Consider the following 4,687-nt stretch of genomic DNA (forward strand, 5'->3'; position numbering starts at 1 on the left):
ATCTTAAGGGGAGTTTACCCCATATCGGTGTATAGATTCATTAAGCCACAATACCCCTTCGAAATGACTCTTTCAAAGCGAGCAAGCTTCATGTTTATTTGAAAAACCCTAACGCTTACGAAGGGAACTCTTTGAGTCAGTAACTTCATATGAACTATCGGGCTCAATGGTCTCCGTGAGAAGTGCCCGAGACGATTAAGTGAATTCGCGTGAGGTTGGCATGGATGCCAACATAGCTTCAGTTAAGCCATGGATGACGCATCTGAAGCGTTAGCTAATTCACTTTTATCGTCGAGGAAACAGCACTTATTCGGAGCGGGTGGGAGATCCAAGAGGGAGTAACCGTTCACTCCCTTTTGGCCAGTGCAGGGTGGAACCCTGCGATTGTATCTTTAAATAATCGACATGAAATCAACAGTATAAAAGTGAGTCAAACTAGCGCCATTTATAACGCTGCTAATATCGCTTCTGCTGTACTCACTTCAAACGACTTTGGTGCTTCTACATTCAAAGTGGTCACCACACCGTTATCTACAACCATGGCATAGCGTTGTGAACGTACGCCGCCAAATCCTGCGGTATCCATGTCTAAGCCTAATGCTTTGGTAAAGCTTGCATCGCCATCAGCTAGCATGGTGAGCTCAGATGCATTTTGTGCTGCGCCCCATGCTTTCATGACAAAGGCATCGTTAACTGACACACAGGCAATTAAATCCACGCCTTTGGCTTTAAGTTGGTCAGCGAATACTACAAAGCCCGGTAAATGCGCTTCTGAACAAGTTGGTGTAAACGCGCCCGGTACAGCAAACAGCACGATTTTTTTAGCGGCGAAAAATTCACTTACATTATGGTTTAGCATGCCATCATCAGTCAGTTCGCTTAATGTACCAGCGGGTAAAGCTTGTCCTTGTTCTATCATGGGGAATCCTTATCTTTCGATTTACGTTTAAAAGTAATATTAAAATGAACTGTTAATTAGTTAAGCGCTAGCATAAAGCGAAATGGCCATCACAAACACCGAGGGTTTGTATGGTTAATGACAGTCACAATCAAAATAACAATGAAAATAACAATTAAAATAACAATCATAATGACCGGATTAAAAGTCATTGAATGGGTTAGTCCTGCTCAGATTTAAGGGCTGATTGCCCTTTCGGTTTTAGGGCTCGATAAGCATGTTTACAACCTTTGCCACAACCCACTAAACATAGTTCACAGATTAACGACAGTAGAAAACCCAATACTAATCCAATAGCAATTGCCCGCGTATCTAGCATGATTGTATGGCTAAAGTTATTCCATACTTCTTGCCTAATATCTTCCATTGGCTCAAAAGCCACTTGTTCAAAGCGACTGTAAGCCGTTTGATTAAACTGATTCAGTGCGCCATTGAGCAATTGATAGCGTTGATAAATCGCTTCAATACTGTCGCCACCGGCATTAATCACTTGATCTGGGTTTTGCTGATAGTGGCTAATTAACTTTTGGATATCGCCAGCAAAAAATCGGTCGGCATCACGCTGAAATTCATCCAGGCTGAGCTTGGCTTCTTGGGTATGGGCTTGAAGTCGCTGACCATATTGATCGACAAATGCAGGCACTTGCACTCCAAGCAGTACACCACTGACAAATAATATCAGCCGTAGATACTCCATGATTGATTTCATCAATGTTTCCCGTTATTCAAGACAAAGTGTTAATTGGCTATTTACTCTTACTTAATCGATAGTTCAATCGCTGGTTCAATCGCTGGTTCAATCAACAAATGAATGCTGCTATCTTTAAATGATGATGCAAGTTCTACTAAGATGAATCAGTGACTGACTTTATCTTAGGTTTCATTTCTTACCATCAATATGGACATTACATTAAAGGATTAATACATGAAAGCCGCGATTATTTTACCCCTATTACTATTGTCGTTATCAATAGCGCCCTCGAGCAATGCTGCCACTATCAGCCCTGAACAAATGAATCTCATGATTGATATGTCGGTCAATCAAATGAAAGCAGAAGGTGAATTTGCCAATATGGCCAGTTGTACCAATCAGTCAGAAGCCAAGGTTGAATCGGTGTTTCGCTCAGTGATGCGAACTTGCGTAGAAAAACATATGCAAGATGAAGATGATGAGAAAACCACAGCCTGTTTAGTCGAAAACTTTTCCGGAGAATTGGGCGTTTCAGCCGAGACGTTTACCGCTTGCTCAGAGCAAAGCGAATAAACAAGACATTAAAAAAAAGAGCAAAAAAGAGTAAAGCACTCAACACGGCGATTAACCTGTGTTGAGTGCTTTATCATAAAATGAGCTTAAAAAATAAACTGATACAACAAGCCTGCACCAATCGCCATCGCTATAATGACCACTAAAAACGCGGCAATCATTTGATTTTTAAATATTGATTTAAGCAAGATGACTTCAGTTAAGCTGGCACCTGCACTGCCAATAATCAGCGCCATTACCGCACCTAGTCCCATCCCTTTTGCCGCTAATGCAGCGCTTAATGGAATTACCGCTTCAGCTCGGATGTATAAAGGAATACCAATGACCGCAGCTACAGGAATGGCAAATGGGTTATCTTCGCTAGCAAAACTGGCCACAAACTCGGTTGGCATAAAACCATAGATTAATGAGCCAATCGCAATACCGCCTAATAAGTACGGTAAAACGGTTTTAAAATCTGCCCATGTGCTGTTCCATACTTTGCGCCATTTACTGACTTCTTTAGCTTTACCACCACATCCACTCCCACAGCCTTTTGACTCAGGGGCGATATAAGCTTCAGGTTTCACATATTTCTCAAAGCCAAGTTTTTCAAGGGTATAACCAGCAATAACTGATACGCCCATTGCCATCACAAAGTAGAACAGAGTCACTTTAAGACCAAATGTCACCGCAAATAAACCAATGATAATTGGGTTTAGCAAAGGACTTGCAAACAAGAACACCATCATGGTGCCAAACCCTGCTTTTGCTCTTAATAGTCCTTTTAAAAAAGGGATGGTCGAGCAGGAACAGAACGGGGTTATTGCCCCCAGAAAACCAGCGACAATGTACCCACGACCGCCTTTACTACTCAAAATACGTTGAATTTTTGTCGGTGGAATGTATAGCTGCAATACGCCGACAAAATAGCTGATCGCCAAAAATAAAATGGTTAGCTCAACGGCTAAGAACATAAACATGTCGAGGGTTTCCATGAGCATATCCATATTGATGAAGTTAGAATCAAACATCATTTACACCTAACTAACTATACTTCTAGAATAATCGAAATATATTTCTTTAAACTGGATAGATCAAGATATTTCTAGTATTATCGAAATATAATTTACAAAAGGTATGGTTATGGAAATTGAGACTATCGCTAAAGCATTGAAAGAACTGGGTCATCCAACACGGCTTACCATTTATAATAAAGTGGTTCGCGCGGGTTATCAGGGCATTGCTGTCGGTGGATTACAGGAGTCTTTAGCTATTCCTGGTTCGACGTTATCTCACCACATCTCTAGTTTGGCCTCTGCAGGCTTGATTTCGCAGCGACGTGAAGGCCGTACTTTATTTTGCGTGGCCGAATTTGAGCAGCTCGAATCTGTGATTGGCTTTTTACAAAACGAATGTTGCGCAGACGAGGCTTGTACGCCAAAGGTTAACGCATGAAAGGCTGGGTGATCCCGCCGAAAAATGACATTGTCTCGCATTTTGTTGAATGCTATTGGTTTATTAAAACCCATAAAGATGATGACGGCATCGATCACCCAAAGCTTAACCCCGATACCTGTGGCCACTTAATTATCACGCCTAAATCGCAAGCTTATGACTATCGTTCAGAAGTGTAGTGGATTAGCAAAATTGGCCATATAGTTAGAGTGCTAGTCATTAAGAAAAGTAAGTCTAATTACGGAAGTAGAAATCAAATTCAATTTGGCACTGGCTCATAATGGGGCATAAACGAGTTACCAGCACCAACTTTATACTTCATTTACATTGACTCAATTTCAGTAGTCCATGACTGCAATTTAATCCATTGCCTGCCGCAGGGATGAACAGAATGTCGCGATCACATGGTCAATGATGTTCCCTACATCATAATGACATTTCCCATATCCCTATGGGTCAGATGTGAAAGAGTGACCTTTTGTGCAGATACATCCAAGACACGCCTACTCTTGATTTCAACATAAGCATCCATGTTAAACGGCCAGTTCGGCATCCATGCCTCACGCTCAAAGCGTTTCGCACTGTGAAACTTCGCCATGTTTTGGTCATATTTGTTCCCGACAAATAATGACATTCCCGCCATCCTTGGCAGTCAGAAGCTCGCTGCTGCATCTACACTGGGTTTATTGTCTCTTCGATTTGACAACATTGGTGATAATTTAAAGAGCTAAAGCTAGTAGATCTTACATTTAAAAGATTCCATTTGAATTGAGGCAAGTAAGAAAATCGCGTGAGTCCAGACAAGGATGTCTGGCTAGCTTTCGAGGGGAAGGGACGCCCCATCGTAAGCGTTAGTGATTTTCGAATAAGGCCGAAGCAGTAATCAAACGAAGTCTAAAGCTGGCTCAATCCCCGTTGAAAACATGCGTTTTTCAGCATTTTTCGTTGGGGCAGCAAGGTGTTCCAAGAGGGTATTGCTGTTGATACCCTTTTGGTCTGGTGTGGGCGAAGCGCCACGACTTTGATTT

7 protein-coding genes are annotated in these 4,687 nt (G+C 41.9%); 3 read left to right on the forward strand and 4 right to left on the reverse strand.

From position 1 onward, the window contains the following. Positions 1-445: 445 nt before the first annotated feature. Both LMH66_RS20135 and LMH66_RS20140 read right to left on the reverse strand, forming a co-directional pair. A complete protein-coding gene (locus LMH66_RS20135; protein WP_229372686.1) occupies positions 446-919 on the reverse strand; it encodes a peroxiredoxin in 474 nt (157 codons plus the stop codon). A 199-nt stretch (positions 920-1,118) separates the two neighbouring features. Beyond that, positions 1,119-1,667: a DUF2937 family protein gene (locus LMH66_RS20140; RefSeq protein WP_229372688.1), complete on the reverse strand. Its 549-nt coding sequence runs from the start codon at positions 1,665-1,667 to the stop codon at positions 1,119-1,121. A gap of 216 nt (positions 1,668-1,883) precedes the next feature. On the opposite strand from LMH66_RS20140, the gene LMH66_RS20145 reads away from it, so the two are divergent. After that, positions 1,884-2,222, forward strand: a complete 339-nt coding sequence (locus LMH66_RS20145) for a hypothetical protein (RefSeq protein WP_102528635.1) — start codon at positions 1,884-1,886, stop codon at positions 2,220-2,222. Positions 2,223-2,308: 86 nt separating this feature from the next. Here LMH66_RS20145 and LMH66_RS20150 read toward each other — a convergent pair whose 3' ends face one another. Then, entirely contained in the window at positions 2,309-3,235 is a 927-nt protein-coding gene (locus LMH66_RS20150) for a permease (RefSeq protein ID WP_229372691.1), read from the reverse strand. Between the two features lie 112 nt (positions 3,236-3,347). Here LMH66_RS20150 and LMH66_RS20155 point away from each other — a divergent pair, with 112 nt between their 5' ends. Together LMH66_RS20155 and LMH66_RS20160 are read left to right on the forward strand one after the other, a co-directional pair. After that, positions 3,348-3,659, forward strand: coding sequence for an ArsR/SmtB family transcription factor (locus LMH66_RS20155; RefSeq protein ID WP_229372693.1), 312 nt, complete (start codon positions 3,348-3,350; stop codon positions 3,657-3,659). Continuing rightward, positions 3,656-3,838 (forward strand): hypothetical protein, encoded by a 183-nt coding sequence (locus LMH66_RS20160; RefSeq protein ID WP_229372695.1) that lies wholly within the window; start codon positions 3,656-3,658, stop codon positions 3,836-3,838. The genes LMH66_RS20155 and LMH66_RS20160 overlap by 4 nt, the downstream gene beginning before the upstream one ends. Positions 3,839-4,080: 242 nt before the next feature. Here the strand turns inward: LMH66_RS20160 and LMH66_RS20165 are convergent, their stop codons facing one another. Further along, positions 4,081-4,293 carry a hypothetical protein gene (locus LMH66_RS20165; RefSeq protein ID WP_229372697.1) on the reverse strand — a complete coding sequence of 71 codons (213 nt, stop codon included), beginning with the start codon at positions 4,291-4,293 and terminating at the stop codon, positions 4,081-4,083. Positions 4,294-4,687 lie beyond the last annotated feature (394 nt).

Source organism: Shewanella sp. 10N.7 (assembly GCF_020806285.1).
Taxonomy (GTDB): domain Bacteria; phylum Pseudomonadota; class Gammaproteobacteria; order Enterobacterales; family Shewanellaceae; genus Shewanella; species Shewanella electrodiphila.

Bases quoted from the DNA above. Each gene is read 5' to 3' on its own strand.
- LMH66_RS20135 (WP_229372686.1), bottom strand. From the start codon at position 919: ATGATAGAACAAGGACAAGCTTTACCCGCTGGTACATTAAGCGAACTG.
- LMH66_RS20140 (WP_229372688.1), bottom strand. From the start codon at position 1,667: ATGAAATCAATCATGGAGTATCTACGGCTGATATTATTTGTCAGTGGT.
- LMH66_RS20145 (WP_102528635.1), top strand. From the start codon at position 1,884: ATGAAAGCCGCGATTATTTTACCCCTATTACTATTGTCGTTATCAATA.
- LMH66_RS20150 (WP_229372691.1), bottom strand. From the start codon at position 3,235: ATGTTTGATTCTAACTTCATCAATATGGATATGCTCATGGAAACCCTC.
- LMH66_RS20155 (WP_229372693.1), top strand. From the start codon at position 3,348: ATGGAAATTGAGACTATCGCTAAAGCATTGAAAGAACTGGGTCATCCA.
- LMH66_RS20160 (WP_229372695.1), top strand. From the start codon at position 3,656: ATGAAAGGCTGGGTGATCCCGCCGAAAAATGACATTGTCTCGCATTTT.
- LMH66_RS20165 (WP_229372697.1), bottom strand. From the start codon at position 4,293: ATGTCATTATTTGTCGGGAACAAATATGACCAAAACATGGCGAAGTTT.